Raw genomic sequence first — 16,222 nt, 5'->3', positions numbered from 1 at the left:
TCATTCTTTTCCAGGCACAATACTATTTTCAGGCGCTGGTTTTAAGAATATAAGTAAAAACAATACCATAATTGCAATGAGTAATGTCATGGCAAAACCATCGATAAAAGAACCTACACTTGACTCCCGACTGATTAACGATAAAACGACACTGAACGTGTCTGCCGAAGATAGTTTCTGTTCTCCTGTTTGGATAAAAGCTCTTTTAGTTTCGAAATGCCCATCAAAAGCTACCCGTAAATAAGTATTCATTAATGCACCCGATATAGCCGGCATTAATACCCTGGCAATAGAGATGTATGCGCCTAAATTTAATGCATCCTGAGGCTTAATATTAACAACAAATGAAGCAATTAAACCTATCAATACTAAACATTCGCCAAATGACTGCATAATCATGAGTGGTACGAATTCATCAACCCGCCATTGATAATCCACCTGCATTCCTAATACGCTAGCACCGCCAATAATCGTTACACCAATCACCATTAGTAATCGTGAATCAACTCTACGCGCCAACCAAATTGCTATTGGGCTAAATAAGAGATAAGCGATAAAAGCAATGTTAGTCACTTCTCCTATTTGATAGGGTTTTAACCCACTGATTGTCGTTAAAAATGAAGGAATAAATAGAGAGTTCGCTAGCATTAAAAAACCGTATAGGCAGGAAACAATAAAGCACAACAACAAGTTTCGATTTGCTAGCCAACCAGGATGAGCAAATGTTTGATTAAAAAGGAATGAACGAACGATAAAAATAGTAAAAAGAATCACACTTCCTAATAGACAAGAAACAATCAATCCAGAGTCATACCAACCAAACATTTCACCTTGCACAACACCAATATACAGTAGAACCAAACTGACACTTTTCAGCGCCATGCCTCCCCAATCTGTTTGGGCCAAAAAATCATGGTTAATTCCGACTAACGGCATTCCCTTCCATGCAAAGATAAATATTAAACAGGCAAAACAGGCACAGACCCAATACATCCACTGCCAGCCAAAAATTTCAATAAAAGATCCTGAAATTCCGACCCCCGCATCCATCCCCAAAGAGACGCGCAAACTATACGCGGCCATAACGATTAACCAGACATTCTGTTGTAGGTTTCGTAAAGCCAATGAAATTGTCATCGGTAAATACACACCTAAACAAAAACCAATAACAAAATGAATTGATACGAATTCAATAAGTGAGCGACCATCTACACCTAATAATGGAAATGACAAAAAACTCACTAATAGAACAATACTGGTACTCATTAATATTTTTTCGGCACCCAGCACGACCATAAACCAAGGCGTCAATGTCATGCTGATTAATTGCGCAGCGTTTAAAGAGACATTAATCCATGAGCCTTCTTGTACATCTACCCCAAAAATGCCTCGAATATCCGCCAGTGATAAAGAGAACATGCGTACAAATAACGTCGACAATATCGCGCCGATAAATACGGAGATCACAACAAAAAGCGGATTAGTTTCTTTGCTATTTTGCAATATTGCTAATCTCATCTCAGTCTCCTTGTGACTGCGTACTCTGAGTATCAATATTCACAATGACCGACATACCCGGACGCAACTTATCTATCGCCGATTGCTCTGATAATAAACTAATATAAACAGGGATCCGTTGAACCACCTTTGTAAAATTCCCGCTACTATTATCTGCGGGAATTAAAGCGGACTCTCCGCTACTTTGTGCTCCAATATCACGCACTACGCCACTAAATGTCATATCAGGAAAAGCATCCACTGAAATAGCTACAGACTGCCCCGACTGAACATTTTTTAATTGGGTTTCTTTTAACTGCGCAATGACATAAGGCTGTGAACGCGGTGTGACGGTGACAATTTCGGTGCCTGGCGTTACCAAACTGCCTACATTCAGCTTAATTTTATTTAATTGCCCATCAAAAGGTGCAGTAATCGTCGCATACGAAATTTGCGTCTCTGCTTGTTGATAATTTGCTAATGCAATATCTCGTTCTGCCAGACGGATCTTTTCTTGTTGCATTAATACTAATTTAGATTGTTTTGCTTGCTCCCATTCGGCTTTAGCTGCTTGCTCTAATTTTATTAATCGCTGTAAATCTGATTGAGCATCAAGATGATTTTGAGAAGTGATCGCCCCACTTTTAATTAATTCTTTACGCAGTAAAGGACTACGCTGCATTTGAGAAACCTCAATACCTGCTGCTTTATAACGGTTCCATAATTTTTCAATGGTCAGGTCATACTCTTTAATTTCATCCGCAAGATTATTGAGTTGCTGCTGTGCTTTTTCATAGTTAGCTTTAGCAATCTGTTGATTTAACAACTCCTCTTGGTTGTTAATTTCTGCAATCACTTCTCCCTCTCGGGCATATTGATAATCCTCCACCAAAATACGTGAGATATACCCCGTCATTCTTGATTTCAATATTGCAGAGTCCGATTTAATGTAGGCATTATTCGATTCTTGATAGCGTCGATTACTTTGCCACCGATCCCAATTGAGGGTCGTCATAGCAACTAATACGCCGACACACAACAGACTAACCCAAGGTGTTAATCCAATGATTTTTCTTGAAAATTGTTTAGTCTCATTTGTCGTCATTCTATGGACCTCTATACTTACACCGATTGGCAACGCAATAAATAACACCTGCAATCTAACATTGTTAGGTTGGATAAATATGTTAAACTAACATTGTTAGGGAATAAAGAGCTAAATGAGAATTATTTATGAAAACTCCAAAAATCACACGGTTACAAATACTTGAGACCGCGCTTCAACTTTTAGAAACAGAAGGTATTGATGGATTAACGATGCGCAAGCTTGCGGACGCACTGAATATCAAAGCCGCTTCACTGTATTGGCATTTCAGCAATAAGTTATCATTGGTCGAAGGCATGGCAGATCACATTGTTGCGGAGGTTGCACTCAATGAGTGCGATAGTGATGATTGGAAATCTAATTTACTGAAGATCACAACTCAGTTACGAAAAGCGCTCTTACAACACAGAGATGGCGCCCGTGTTTTCGCTGGAACCTATGCAATTTCAGATAATGTATTACGAATTAATAACGCATTAATCAAAACATTCGTACAGTCAGGAATGTCCGCCGACAAAGCAGCAAGCTGCACCATGACCGTGTTCTATTTTATTTTAGGGTGCTGTATTGAGCAGCAAGCGGCTCTCTTTTCTAACGGCAATGATCTACAAGAAAAATTAAATGAATTCAATAAATTATCGAATGATAAGTACCCATATACATGGGAGGCTAAAGCAACATTGTTTTCTGATAACTATGACCAACGCTTTATAGACGGGCTAAACCTCATCATTGGTGGCTTAGGAACATTGAAATAATTCCCAAAAAATTCATTAAATGCCAAAAGCAGGCGGCAGTATTATAAAATACCAGCCGCTAAAAAATATCGATATAACTTAAAATCAAACCACAAAAAACCTACCAAACCAGTATAGTAGGTTGATAATTTATCTATTTTGATTATTTAAAATACGTTATGTTACTTACTGGTATGTTAGGCGCCAATGAGTATTGGACAGGTAAAGTTACTGGCAATGCGGAACTATCTATTATTATGCTGGAATAAAGCACCCTATCCCCTCACATCGGTCATATAATAATGGCTCGGGTGCTGTTAATTATTCCCGTTTCAAGAAATATTGCTTAATCGTTTGCCGCAACCACTGATGAGCAGGGTCTCTATCCAACCGAGGATGCCATGCCTGAACAATAAATACGGATTCCAATTCAAGAGGCAATTCGATTTCCACTAACGGCAACCCAATATTACTCACCCCCAGAAGGACATGACGAGGTAATGGCAGAATATAATCTGACTTCATCGTCAACATCATCGCTGAATGGAAGCTAGGTAAGGTCAATACCACATTACGTTGCAAACCTAAATCACGTAACGCATCATCAATTGGCCCTTGTGTTCGACCACGCCTTGAAACACTGATATGAGGATAATGGGTTAATGTTTCCGGTGTCACATTTCTGATGATTGGGTGGTTGGGGCGTACTAACGCTTGAAATGTGCTAGTAAATAAACTTTGAGCCTTAATTTCTGGGTGCCAATTACGCGAAGAACCAATAACCAAATCTACCTTACCTGTTCTCAAGGCATCATCATCAATATCGCTTTCAGCAATAAACTTTAGGCTACTGCGTGGCGCCATTTCACGTAGAGTCTCTAATAATCCGCCGCCAAGTGCGCCAATAAAAATATCATTTGCGCGTATCGTAAAGGTTCTTTCTAAAGTTTTTGGATCAAATATCTCACTTGGCTGAATTAGGGCTTCCGCTTGTTCGATAATCTGAGTAAGCCGCTGTTTTAATTCTAATGCTCGAGGTGTTGGTACTAGATTTTTCCCTGCTCTGACCATAATCGGATCATTAAATTGTTCACGAATACGCCCCAAAATTCGGCTCATTGCAGGTGCACTTAGGTTCATTTTTTCTGCTGCACCGACCACGCTTCCCTCTTCAAGCAGCAAATTCAATGCATAAATCAGATTAAAATCAACCTTTTGTGGCATGATATCTCCTGTTTTAGCCTAATTCCTGGATTGCATTTTATGCAATAACTTAATTACATGATTTCATTTTAAACAATCCAAAAAAATTTAGATACTATCTCCGAAAATAAAGTGTGATGACTGACATTGTAGGAGAGTGGAATGGTTGATGCGTCTATTACGTCGCACCACAAAAACAAATGGCTCGTTAGTGCAAGCGAAATTAATGGACGCACTTGGATGGGTTTATTTGGTGTTTTTTTGGCTGTTATGGCAAGTGGGATCGGCGAGAATGCAAGCAAATTTGCTTTAGCAGATATTCAAGGTGCTATATCACTCAATATCGATACTGGTAGTTGGCTAATTACCTGTTATGTCACGGGTTTTGTCATTGGCTCTGGCTTTACCCCTTGTTTTTGGCCAACTTTTTCTTTACGACGCGTCGCATTATTCATGTGTACAATTTATCTGATTGGTGGACTGATCACCCCGTTGTTTGCTGAGCACTATTCCTTACTACTGGCCGTGCGTTGCTTGCAAGGTTTCGCGGGTGGTGCACTTCCCCCCATGCTAATGACCGTTGTACTGCGTTTTATGCCACCACTAATCAAAGTGCTGGGATTAGGGGCTTACGGGTGGGTTTCTGCTTGGAGTGCAACATTTGGCGCCACTGCTGCCGCTTTTGCTTTTCATTGGGGATGGAGCGGTTATTTCTATTGGAATATCCCATTAATGGCTATTGCAACCCTGTGCATTGGTTATGGTCTACCACAGGATCCGCTACGGCTAGAGCGGCTGAAACAATTTAACTGGCGCGGCCTGTTACTGGGTGTAAGTACCCTTGCTATGTTAACCATCGGTATCTCTCAAGGCGAAAGGCTCGATTGGCTAAATTCCCCTCTGATATATGTCTTATTGGTTGGTGGCCTTGGGTTGTTAGCCCTATTTTTAATGAATGAATGGTATCACCCTCTACCTTTTTTTAACTTGCAGTTATTAGGTAAAAGAAACCTCTCTTTTTCATTGATCACATTAGGTGGTGTGCTGTTGATTATGGTCTCTTTAGTCAACATCACATCCAGCTATTTATCGGTTATTCAAGGATATCGGCAGGAACAGATCTCCGACATGATGCTATGGGTATCACTACCTCAGCTGATTACTTTGCCAGTTGTCGCCATGATTTGTAATACACCACGAGTTGACTGCCGCTGGATACTCGCAATAAGCCTAATACTCATGGCTACAGCTTGCTTACTAGCGTCTCAAGTCACACCGGAATGGAACGGCGATACTTTTCGCGTCATTTCATTATTACAGGCAATTGCTCAGCCAATGGCAATTATCCCCTTATTAATGTTCGCAACAGGGGGATTGCTACCAACAGATGGCCCTTTTGCGGCGGCATGGTTTAACGCGGTAAAAGGCTTTGCGGCTACCGCGGCTGGAGGAGCGATTGCGTTATTGAACCGACAACGCGGTGATTTCCATTCAAACATCATCACTGATGGTTTTGGCTCAACATACCGAGATATCTCTCTGAGTTCAACGGGAGAACTTACACAGCTCGCCACAAAACAAGGGTATGTATTGGCAAGCTCAGATCTTTATATGCTGGTATCAGGACTCGCGTTATTACTCGTGGGGCTGGTTATGTTTATGCCAACTCGTATTTATCCGCCGCGCTCTGTTACCGCTGCGTAGCCATTGATTATCAGGAATTTAGAATGAGTAAAATAAAGTTTATGGTTAATAAAAAATCTATGGTCATACTGGCCATTATTATCATGACTCTGGGTTTATTAATTAATAAGTTTTTTATTAAAACAACAATACAGAGTACAAATGATGCTTATATTCGTGCTGATATTTCACGTATTTCCCCACAAATTGCAGGCGTGATTAGCAAAGTCTTAGTTGAAGATAATCAGTGGGTAAAACAGGGCGAATTACTCGCCGTTATCGACCAACGTGAATTTCAGGTTGCATTATCACAAGCGACAGCGCAAGAGCAATCCGCTTTGGCTCGTCAAGAGGATGCTAAAGCGAATCTTACGCGACAAAACGCCTTAATTGCAGCGGCACAAGCACAGCTTCAATCAGCACAAGCTGAACTCCAATTTGCCCGCCAAGAACAAACGCGTTATCACAAAATAGCAGCCACTGGTGCGGGATCGCAACAGGCGGCCCAACAAGCGACAACCCGTGTTCACACCATGTCTGCAAGTGTAAAACAAGCGGAAGCTTCGTTAAAAGCAGCCAAAAATATGTTGCAAGTTTTACAAGCAAAACAAGCTGATAGTGATGCGGAATTGCAATTAGCTCAAGCTAAAAAAGCAATGGCGGAATTGAATCTCTCCTATACCCGTATTACAGCTCCAATTAGTGGTGTTATTGGTAAGAAAAGTTTGCGTGTGGGTGAATTCGTTAAACCAGGTGATTCCCTAATGGCCATCGTGCCACAAAATAAGCTCTATATCATCGCTAATTACCAAGAAACTCAGTTGGAAAAAATTACCCATGGTCAGCCTGTCGATATCAACATTGATACCTTTCCTGATCAAACACTCAGAGGCTATGTCGACAGTATTGCGCCTGCATCTGGTGTGAGTTTTTCATCGATTGCCCCTGAAAATGCAACAGGTAACTTCACCAAAATTGTACAGCGTATTCCCGTCAAAATAATGTTTGATAGTAATAAAGAACATGCGGCTGTAATGAAAGCGCTACGTGTCGGTATGTCAGTGGATGTGAGCATCAACACATTGGATGAAAGGCAATAGAGCACAAAATTATACCAATCTTTTATGATCGGTTGGATGCCAATAAAACCTATCCGTCAACGATATCAAATAGAAGGAACCGTTTATGCACACGACACAGAATAAAATGGTTGATGAAATGATTGAAAAGGATACGCGCCGTAAACGGGAAGCGAGGGTGTGTGCAATAAGGCAGATAACACCCAAAATGAAACGTATCACCTTATGTGGCGATGATATAGATAAATTTATTGATGATCCGCGAACTCATGAGCCGGCTAGTTGGATGAAAATCTTTTTCCCTTACCGAGATACACTAGTAGGTCGCGCTTACACCATAAGAGGCGCCAATGAATTTACTCGAACCATAGATATTGATATGGTTTTACATGGCGAAGGCTCGGCTGCCAGTTGGGCTGAAAATGCAGTATTAGGTGACAAACTTGGGTTTGCTGGTCCTTGCTCTGGGGGTTTTCGCTTACAACCGGAAACACGCTGGGTACTTTTATTAGGTGATGAAACAGCACTGCCCGCCATGAACAGTATCCTTGATACGCTATCAGATACGATTTTAGTATTTTGGTTTGCAGAGGTTAGTGACAGACAAGAAATTCAACGTATTGATGACCCTAGGTTACAAGTCAATAGCTGGTCGATACGTACTCGTCATTTCGATAATGTGATGAACAGTCCTCTTGTCCAAGCAGTGAGTCGCTGTCAACTACCAGCAGCTCGAGGGCAAGTATGGCTAGCCTGTGAGCAACAAGTCGCGGTTTACCTAAAAAACCACTTCATTAATGAAGTTGGGATCCCAAAAACAGCCCTATTCGCAAAAGGTTATTGGAAAAAAGGGGAATCGAACTTTAAAGGTTCAGCCTAAGCAAATGGAAGGATATCGCCATGATTGATAAAGTTTTACTCGCTGTAGATAGCTTTGAGCATAGCCACAATGCGTTGCAGTATATACAGCGCTTACAAGGCTGTATTTCGGAGATCATCGTACTCACTGTTATCGATAGTACTTTTGCCCTTAGTCGAACAGGGCTAAGAATAGAGAGTGATGAACGTAATGAGTATCCCGCCGCTCAGCGGGAAGAAATATTAGCCGAAGAGCAAGTGAACCTAGTTACACAAGCTTTAAAGCGCATGGGGTTCCAAGCTCAAGGAGTGTTAGCCGCGGGTACGCCTATCGAGGTGATCCCTGAGCAGATGGCAAAACTCAATGGCGATCTACTTATTATTTCACATCGACACCTGTCCTCACTGAGTCGGCTACTCAATACCTCAGTAACTCGCAGTTTGTTAGATGCCATCACTCAACCTGTACTCGTCATTCCTCGTCAACCTCAATAATCTATTTATCCCCCAATGTAATATAGCAATTACATTGGGGCATTAATGTATTTGGCTTTCTAACTTAACTCAGAATCCCATCTATTTACCCAAATTATTAAAAAATGCACATTAGCTAATTTTCGGGCAATATATTGAATAGTAGATAATGCGAAAAAGAATATGATATGGATGATTGATTATCTTATAACGTAGCCATTTGGTATTTTTTCACGGCTACGCTTTCAATCAATTATACTCCACTATAGGCTAATTAAGCATTGCTGCTATATCGCTAGTATCCTGAATGTCCGCATGGCTAGTTTCCCCGATTAATATCAACGAGATTGAACAATTATTCGTCTATAGAAAAATTCTTGAAATAGCCGCGATAAGACTTGGGGGTCACAACATTACAGAGAGCAATTTCATAAAAATAGAAAAAATATTAAGCGCACTTACCTCAGAAAGTACACCAGAGCAATCTGAGCAAATAGGGTATGAGTTCTACTTATGGATTGCCAATCTGTCTAATAATGATTTTATTATCCAAGGTATACAAGATGCGATGCTTCAATTACAAAGAGTTAGGTGGCTTGAAAGTGATTCAACCCATCATGGTTGGGAGGAGCATCATTCCATCATTAATGCATTACGACAAGATGAAGTCGAGAGCGCTGTTGATTTACTCGAAAAACATATTAGGACGACAAAAGAGCGCCTTCTTACTATATTGGAAAAAGATCAACGGAGCTAAAGGTATCACTATAGTATCAAATTAATATTATTATCTTTTAGTTGGATTTATTCTTAGTATGCCTCTAGAGGTGTTCTTACCACGAACACCTTTCTATACCAACCAACGTTTATCATGGCATTACATAAGTCATCATTATGATGAGTGAATGATAAAGTACTCAATTAAGGATAAGGTTTCTCAAATAGTAGATTTCACCATATGATAATTTATATAATGATATCACCTCGCCTAGTTCATTGCGGGTGAGAATATGAAATGCCCCCCAAAGGGCATTGAAAACGATAGTTTTCTAGTTCAAAAAGCTGCCATGCTGCGGTTATAAAATACCGGAGATACAAGTAGCGGAATTCATCATATCAGCCCTCAAAAGCTAACATAAATCACTTTACGAATATCATCCAAATAAATGTGTTCAAGCTTCTCCAATATCCATGTGCATAGCCTCTTTTGCTAATTTACGGGCATTTTTCAGCCCATATGAGAGCGAATTCTTCCAGTGCTAGAATACCGGAATCAACAATCTAACCCGATATTTAAATCCAATATATTATTTATAATTCCATTCCACTAGCTTTTTGTTTGCTATTACTTGTTGTTATCTTATAGTTTCTTCCTTCAATGGCCCCTTGCCTCCCCCTTACATGAGATTAGTATTTAAATTATTATTTTTTAAGCTGGAAGCATGAAATATATCGACCTTTAGACTTCATCTTTACTTTCTCATAATCTTCTAAAAAATCAGCCGGTAATTTTTTTAATGTATAGGATGCAGAAAACCAGTCCACCATATTACCAATAACCCATTCTATCCCATTTTCATGTTCAATCTCTTTGAATAAAAAAGAGTTTTTAGAAATAATTATATCAATAATTTCATTTCTGTTTATTGATATATCTGTTTTTAACCTTTCTATAATGATATTCTGTATAACCCGGTTAGTGACATCTTTTTTAAATAAACTCATACTCACTCCTTAATACCTTTATCCTAATTTTTTATTACGGCAGTAAAACCAACCTAACTTTAGAGTCTTACAATCAATCTGATTTAATGAAGCAAGATACATTGATGATAGAATATGATCCAGCGGCTTTGACGCTTTAATTTTTATACCATTAAGAACCATAATAAAGCCCCTGTAATCCCTATCTATGACATAGAAAAACGAAAAGTATGGGGTACCCCAGTGACTCCTCCAACAAGAAGTGATATGGGATAATCTCAATTGAACTAAGTTAACTATGAATAGCTTTTTATATATTAAATTTAAAAGGGTGGATTAACTTAAGTAGATCACGGAAGTCTCATTTTATGGGTAATAGCATTGATATTAAATAAGTTTACTGAGTTGGATAGATAGCAGTGCGCCCATTAATGCCCCCAAATTAGTTTTTGAGGGTATAGTGGTTAGAGAATCACGAAATAAAAGTATCGTGATGTTGAGTGTAGCAATCAAACCTGAGATTGATAGTGTTTGTTGCTCTTTGCTTGAAACACTCTGCCACGCTGGCTGACTCGAAAATACCCATGAATCAGTCAGCGTCTGTAAGGAGCATCCGGCATATTACATAAACCGGTCAGCCCCGCCTGAAGCCTCAATGGTCTGACCGGTAACAAACTGATTCCGATCAGACAGTAAGAATGCGGTTATTGCCGCAATATCTTCCGGCAATCCAAAACGGCCTACAGGTGTTTTTTCTTTACCCAGTAATGCCATAACCTCCTTATCCGTTTTGTCAGCCAGCTCAGAACGACGATTGCGGACATTCGGCAGCATATTCTGGGCCCAATTATCGGTTGTGACAGCGCCCACCCCCACTGCATTGACCAAAATTCCATTAGGTGCAACACTCAGTGCCAGACTACGGGTCAGGTTATTGATTGCCGCGCTCAGAGCATGCGAAACCGTCAGTTGCGGGTTTGGATAGATCCCGCCAATAGAGGAAATATTCACAATCCGTCCCCAGTTTCGGGCCTGCATTCTGGGGATGACGGCCTTACAAAAACGTCGCATTGCAGAAAATTTAGTTTCTGTCATCGACTGCCACTCTTCTTCTGATGTGGTCAGCAGCGTGCCCGCATGGGCTCTTCCTGCATTATTTACGAGCAAATCAATGTGCTGAAAAACACTTTCGGCCTGTTTGACCACCAGCTCAGGCAGTTCAGGATCCGTGACGTCCCCAGCAATAGGCAGAACCGTTACACCGTATTTATCTGCAATTTTTTGTGCTGCTAATATCAATTCCGCTTTTTGTCTAGCAACCATGACCAGATGCACGCCATTCGCCGCCAGCTCTGCGCAAATACTGAAACCAATACCGGTTCGGGCCCCGGTTACTAGAGCCACTTTTCCTGCCAGTTTTAAATCCATTTTCTGCTCCTTACATGATGACCCATGATTAATGTGAACAACATTAGTCGCAAATTTCTGTTTCAGACGCTTGGGGAGCAAAATTCAGACGTCTGAAAAAAGTGATCAAAGAATCGAAGATTGGCATTGCATAGAGTGGACAACATTGAGTTTAGAACGAGGTGTGAACATGTGTCGTGATAGCCACGAGCTTTCTTCAGTCAGGATCCTAATGCTGGCAATTATCTGCTGTATTGTTGTCGCTAATATTTATTTTAATCAATCCGTTTTGAATCTGATTGCCGGCTCTTTTCCTAATGAATGGAAAGCGGTTTCGTTGATCCCCATGGCCACCCAGTTAGGTTATGCAGCTGGCTTGTTCTTACTGATCCCACTGGGCGATTATATAGAACGTCAACGACTTATCCTGCGTCAGGCACAAGTTCTGTTTCTGGCACTGGTCGGCATGATACTGTCTCCAACAGCATCAGTACTGGTGTTTTTTTCCTTCCTGACGGGCGTTGCAGCAACCGTCGCCCAACAAATCGTACCGCTTGCGGCTTCGCTATCAAAAAGTTCGTCACGCGGTAAAACGGTGGGCACGGTAATGAGCGGTGTTCTGGCTGGAATTCTCGCGGGACGGGCTATTGGCGGTTTTATCGGTCAGTATTTCGACTGGCGGGGGGTCTTTTTATCGGGCGCGATCATGACACTGCTGGCGATATTTTTCATCGCCCGTATTTTGCCTTCTCAGTCGTTGCCCACCCCGAAATTTAACTACCTCGCGGTACTGCGTTCCTTAAGGCTGCTGTGGAAAAGCGAGCCACTGCTGCGGAATGCCACACTGACACAGGCCCTATTATTTGCTTCCTTCAGTGTGCTATGGACGGCACTGCCTTTCTGGCTAGCTCATCGCTACCATTACGGTGCGGGTATAACGGGATCGCTGGCAGCACTGGGGTTAATCGGAATTCTGTGCGCGCCTCTGGCAGGAGGTGTCAGCGATCGTCAAGGCCCTTTCCGAATGGTTATCTTGGGCGTGGTACTCATGCTACTGGCTTGGGCTGTTTTCTGGGGCTGGAACAGTATAGCCGGTATGGTGGTGGGGATTCTGTTACTGGATGCGGGAGAACAATGTGTCCTGATCGCCAATCAACACACCATTTATTCTTTGTCCCCCGATGCCCGAAACCGTCTTAATACACTCTTTATGTGCGTCATGTTTATAGGTGGTGCATGCGGCTCACTGACAGCCACCTGGCTATGGGAGAGCACGCATAACTGGACATTGATCGTTGCTGCTGGGGCGGGGCTGGTGATATTGGGTATGTTAATCGCCATCAGACGCAACACTTCATCCCCCCAGACGAGTACATAGCGCGACCGCATTTCTGATATCTGTCGAGTGTTGAGAATCATCAATATGGTTTAGCACCTCCATGATTAACTGTTTTGCCCCCACGTTGTCACCCGTTTCAGCCTGTAGCGTCGCCAGCGAACAAACGATGCGCAAAGCCCACCCATATGCCTGTTGCTGGTGTGCTTTATTCAGTGCCAGTTCCAGTTGCTGGCGCTGGGCGTAGATAGGTAAGTGTGTGGCGGCAAGACGTATCAGTTCGGGCGTACACCAATTTTCATGCGGGGTTTGCTGTAACAGTCTGGTGTCCATTTCTGATAATAAAGGGGAGTACTGCCAGTCTAATCCCATAGCACGCAGCGAGTTAAACAATGTCGTTTGCTTGATAGCGGGATGGCTGAACTGCTCAGCCCAATGGAGAAACAACTCACCGTAGGTTTTCCAAAAATAGAGATCGTGCTTTTCTGCCAGTTCAATAAGCCAGATAGCGGCCTTTCTTACCCAACGTGGATTACGATCCAGCGCGGCTGTCATGCAGGCACCTTCGGCCAGTGCGCAGCACAGCGAACAAATATGTTGCAAACGTGCCGCTTTTTTCACTGCTCGCCATGCCACCTGCTTAGCGGCTCTATACTCCCCCTGTACCCAGAGTACACGGGATAAAAATGCCTCACCGGCAGTTTCCTGATCGAGTCCAAAACGGAAAGTGTGACCGGAACCGTCAATGGCAAACCTATCCAGAGATTGTTGCAGATAATCGCGACCGAGAGCATGCTGACCCAAAAAATGCCAAGATACCCCCAAGATTCGCAACCCTGTAGCCAGCGCGTTAGTATCATTAATCGTTCGCGCAAGCATGCACATTGACTGCGCATGGTGAAGCGATTGATCCAGTTTTCCGGTTCGCAAGTTATACAACCATAGTCCGTAGTAAGCCTGTAAGCGGATCTCGTTATCGTCGAGTTGTTCTGCAAGTGTCAGCGCCGTTTGCCAAGTGAGGCAAGTTTCAGGAGTAGGCCCTTTTGCCCAAGTAGACGCTTTGCCTGCTGCTGCGTTGAGATTCATTCTCTGCTGTAATGTTAAAGGCGCTTCACCGAGCAACGGATAAATATAACGCTGGCATTCATTATAAAGTGAATATTCAATCCAGAACGGCGTCATGGCCTGTAATATCTCAAGCCCTTTTGCTTGATCAGCCCCTTCAGTTAAGGTGTGCTGCAAAACACTGCGTAAATCATTAAGGACAGAGTCATAACGTGCTCGCCACTGTTTCGTTGGCAGCTTATACCAATCAAGCTGAGCTTGCTCCGCTTGGCGATGGCAATAATCAGCAAGTTGAGCGGCAAGCCTTGGGTATTCGCCTTGCTGCCTGAGTTTATCGCAAGCGAACTGGCGGAGTGTTTCCAGTAAACGAAAACGGGTAACGGGTACCTGAGTACTGACCTGAATCAGTGACAAAGAGAGTAATCGTTGGAGATCGTCGACAATCTGCCAACCATTTTCTTCAGGGGACTGCAAGAAGTCGATAACCGCATTTACCGTGAACATATCGGTAAAAATCCCCAAAGAGCAGAATAATTTCTGTTCACGTGGATTGAGTAATTGATAAGTCCACTCCAGCGTAGTCTTGATTTTTTGATGTCGGGATACCCGAACGCTTTGCCTGTTACTCAGAAGCTGAAAACGATCCTCCAAACAATGATAAATCTCACTGACGCTCATAATGGGCAACCGAGAGGCAGCAAGTTCAATTGCTAGGGGGAGCCCGTCAAGATGACGGCATAATTCACCTATCACAGAGAGTTCCGCATTTGACGGATGGAAATCAAATCGCTGGGCCTGAGCCCGTTCAATAAACAGGCGGACGCTGGGAAACAGCAGCAAACGTTGAAAATCGGTCTCTTCTTTTTCCGGAACCTGAAGTGGCGGTAAGAGGTACTGTTGCTCACCTGCCATCTCTGTTGCCACCTGACTGGTAAGCAACATAGTAATATTCGGTGCCGCATTCAGTAGCAGGGCAATCACCGGTTTTAATTCTTTAATCACATGTTCGCCATTATCAATCATCAGCAGGCATTCGCGTCGAGCAAGCTGGTGAGATAAATCATGGTCGTTATGAATAGCAGCCAATGGTAGATGCAAGGCCTGCGAGAAAACAGAGAGAAGACTGGAGGCGTCGGTGATGTGTGCCAGTTCAGCCACACACACACCATCGGGATACTCTGTGCGGACCCGATTAACGACTTCCCATGCAAGACGTGTCTTACCCACGCCGCCTAGACCCGTGATGGTGACCAGAGGATGCTGACGCATTAAGGCGCTGACCGCCTGTACAGCTTGGTCACGCCCTAAAATTGATGTCAGGAAGGGGAAAACAACGGGAGATTTTCTGGCTGGCTCTGGCAATATTACTGGAGGTCTGGATGAAAGATTAAAGCGGTATCCGGAACCAAATTCGGTCGTTAGAAGATGACGATCACGGCCAAGCACGCGGCGAATTGCGGAAATTTGCGCCTGAAGATTATTTTCCTCAACAATTTCATTACCCCATACCTGAGTAAGCAACCTGTCTTTACTGACGACTTCACCTTCTGCACTGACCAGAACAACCAGCACATCAAAGGCTCTAGCAGAAATTTTAACCGGTTTACCGCGATGCAGTAGGATCCTCAATTGAGGCCAAATTTGCCACTCAGCGAAGCGGATTTCATCGGTAGCTTTCATGGTGTCACTCTCTTCTGTCGGGATCCTCTGTTGCAGGTCAGCGGTAGTATAAAATCAGGGGCAACGTGTCACATAGCGCTGGAGTTAATTCAGCAATAATAACATGGGTGATTTTTCATCACACTCAGGTGAGTTATATAAAGCACAATAACATTGAATAGAACCATATAGAGAGACAATCTCCACATTTGGCACAACGTGGACTTTCATGATTAAGCTGATATTAAATCAAATAACAAAACAGCTACTTTTTCATTAGCCTCTTTTCAGTCAATCTTGCAGTGCCGTAATATTCACCCTGCCCCTTTCGCTTCTTCTAACTAACGTCAGCCAAGGTTCTGAGTAACACCGAATTTGTTGATCGTCTTGGTAGAGAGGCTCTATTTCAGTATGG

General features: G+C 42.6%; 13 protein-coding genes. 7 read left to right on the top strand and 6 right to left on the bottom strand.

What is annotated here, in order from left to right; all coding sequences use genetic code 11:
- Both M1F03_RS00680 and M1F03_RS00675 read right to left on the bottom strand, forming a co-directional pair.
- A complete protein-coding gene (locus M1F03_RS00680) occupies positions 1-1,518 on the bottom strand; it encodes an MFS transporter (RefSeq protein ID WP_251464857.1) in 1,518 nt (505 codons plus the stop codon).
- Between the two features lies 1 nt (position 1,519).
- Complete coding sequence (locus M1F03_RS00675; protein WP_318840051.1) at positions 1,520-2,602, bottom strand: HlyD family secretion protein; 1,083 nt, start codon at positions 2,600-2,602, stop codon at positions 1,520-1,522.
- A gap of 128 nt (positions 2,603-2,730) precedes the next feature.
- Between M1F03_RS00675 and M1F03_RS00670 the strand changes: the two genes are divergently transcribed.
- Positions 2,731-3,360 carry a TetR/AcrR family transcriptional regulator C-terminal domain-containing protein gene (locus M1F03_RS00670; RefSeq protein ID WP_004926195.1) on the top strand — a complete coding sequence of 210 codons (630 nt, stop codon included), beginning with the start codon at positions 2,731-2,733 and terminating at the stop codon, positions 3,358-3,360.
- A 300-nt stretch (positions 3,361-3,660) separates the two neighbouring features.
- On the opposite strand, the gene M1F03_RS00665 is transcribed toward M1F03_RS00670, so the two are convergent.
- Positions 3,661-4,563 (bottom strand): LysR family transcriptional regulator, encoded by a 903-nt coding sequence (locus M1F03_RS00665; RefSeq protein ID WP_251464855.1) that lies wholly within the window; start codon positions 4,561-4,563, stop codon positions 3,661-3,663.
- A gap of 141 nt (positions 4,564-4,704) precedes the next feature.
- Between M1F03_RS00665 and M1F03_RS00660 the strand changes: the two genes are divergently transcribed.
- From M1F03_RS00660 to M1F03_RS00640, 5 genes are all read left to right on the top strand, one after another.
- The gene (locus M1F03_RS00660; RefSeq protein ID WP_318840050.1) at positions 4,705-6,246 is read left to right on the top strand and encodes an MFS transporter; all 1,542 of its coding nucleotides are present in this window, start codon (positions 4,705-4,707) and stop codon (positions 6,244-6,246) included.
- Between the two features lie 23 nt (positions 6,247-6,269).
- Positions 6,270-7,325 carry an HlyD family secretion protein gene (locus M1F03_RS00655; RefSeq protein ID WP_251464854.1) on the top strand — a complete coding sequence of 352 codons (1,056 nt, stop codon included), beginning with the start codon at positions 6,270-6,272 and terminating at the stop codon, positions 7,323-7,325.
- An 85-nt stretch (positions 7,326-7,410) separates the two neighbouring features.
- Entirely contained in the window at positions 7,411-8,184 is a 774-nt protein-coding gene (locus M1F03_RS00650; RefSeq protein ID WP_251464853.1) for a siderophore-interacting protein, read from the top strand.
- A 20-nt stretch (positions 8,185-8,204) separates the two neighbouring features.
- On the top strand, positions 8,205-8,657 hold the full coding sequence (locus M1F03_RS00645; protein ID WP_251464852.1) for a universal stress protein: 453 nt from the start codon (positions 8,205-8,207) through the stop codon (positions 8,655-8,657).
- A gap of 286 nt (positions 8,658-8,943) precedes the next feature.
- Complete coding sequence (locus M1F03_RS00640; RefSeq protein WP_251464851.1) at positions 8,944-9,393, top strand: GntR family transcriptional regulator; 450 nt, start codon at positions 8,944-8,946, stop codon at positions 9,391-9,393.
- 665 nt (positions 9,394-10,058) lie between these two features.
- On the opposite strand, the gene M1F03_RS00635 is transcribed toward M1F03_RS00640, so the two are convergent.
- Complete coding sequence (locus tag M1F03_RS00635; protein ID WP_151207081.1) at positions 10,059-10,361, bottom strand: hypothetical protein; 303 nt, start codon at positions 10,359-10,361, stop codon at positions 10,059-10,061.
- Positions 10,362-10,961: 600 nt separating this feature from the next.
- A complete protein-coding gene (locus M1F03_RS00630; protein WP_318840049.1) occupies positions 10,962-11,744 on the bottom strand; it encodes an SDR family NAD(P)-dependent oxidoreductase in 783 nt (260 codons plus the stop codon).
- A gap of 235 nt (positions 11,745-11,979) precedes the next feature.
- Here M1F03_RS00630 and M1F03_RS00625 point away from each other — a divergent pair, with 235 nt between their 5' ends.
- Positions 11,980-13,125: an MFS transporter gene (locus M1F03_RS00625; protein ID WP_251464850.1), complete on the top strand. Its 1,146-nt coding sequence runs from the start codon at positions 11,980-11,982 to the stop codon at positions 13,123-13,125.
- On the opposite strand, the gene M1F03_RS00620 is transcribed toward M1F03_RS00625, so the two are convergent.
- Positions 13,102-15,828 carry an ATP-binding protein gene (locus M1F03_RS00620; RefSeq protein ID WP_251464849.1) on the bottom strand — a complete coding sequence of 909 codons (2,727 nt, stop codon included), beginning with the start codon at positions 15,826-15,828 and terminating at the stop codon, positions 13,102-13,104. The genes M1F03_RS00625 and M1F03_RS00620 overlap by 24 nt on opposite strands.
- Positions 15,829-16,222: the final 394 nt, after the last annotated feature.

This window comes from Providencia sp. PROV080 (genome assembly GCF_033688105.1).
Lineage (GTDB): Bacteria > Pseudomonadota > Gammaproteobacteria > Enterobacterales > Enterobacteriaceae > Providencia > Providencia zhejiangensis.
The sequence above is the reverse complement of the archived record's forward strand: the minus strand, read 5'-3'. Positions and strand labels throughout refer to the sequence as shown.